The 586-nt window shown below is 68.3% G+C and carries 1 protein-coding gene; it reads left to right on the top strand.

Annotated features, from left to right (window positions below; translation table 11 throughout):
* Nucleotides 1–216 precede the first annotated feature (216 nt).
* A partial coding sequence (locus tag FK530_RS25005) for a helix-turn-helix domain-containing protein (RefSeq protein ID WP_146489489.1) occupies nucleotides 217–586 on the top strand: 370 nt, incomplete at its 3' end.

Here is a 586-nt window from a genome sequence, read left to right on the forward strand (position 1 = left end):
TGACCAGTGATGTGGGGCTCTTCGGACATCCGGTGGGGGTGAGGCTCGCCGGGTGAGGTCGGGTGGGTAGGGGTCGAGGTCCCCGAGGATCAGAAGCGCTAACTGTCTGATCGATACGAGGACCTCGACGTGTTTCAACATACTTCGGGGTGCGCTGAAGCGCGCCCTGCCACCGACCCGTGTTCCCGCTGCGACCTGCTGCTTGGCCTCGAGAACGTGCATGTTGAGCGTGTCGAACGCCACGACGAGGTGATGGTGGTGACGGTCTCGACGCCCCCGCAACCGGTCGGGTGCCCGACGTGCGGTGTCATCGCGACGGGCCGGGGTCGCCGTCGGAGAGTGCTGCATGACGTGCCCGGCGTCGCCCGGGTTCGGGTGCTGTGGCGGCAACGAGTCTGGCGGTGCGCCGACGCGGACTGCACGAAGAAGACGTTCGTAGAGCAAGTCCCCACGCTCGTCGCCGTCCGCGGGTCGATCACCCGGCGGGCGGTCGCGTGGGCGGTCGGGCAGTTGCGTCGCGAGCACGCGACGATCCAGGGTCTTGCCCGTCAGTTGGGCACGTCGTGGAAGACGGTCTGGCGGGCGG

It is taken from the genome of Tsukamurella conjunctivitidis (genome assembly GCF_007858475.1).
Taxonomy (GTDB): domain Bacteria; phylum Actinomycetota; class Actinomycetes; order Mycobacteriales; family Mycobacteriaceae; genus Tsukamurella; species Tsukamurella conjunctivitidis.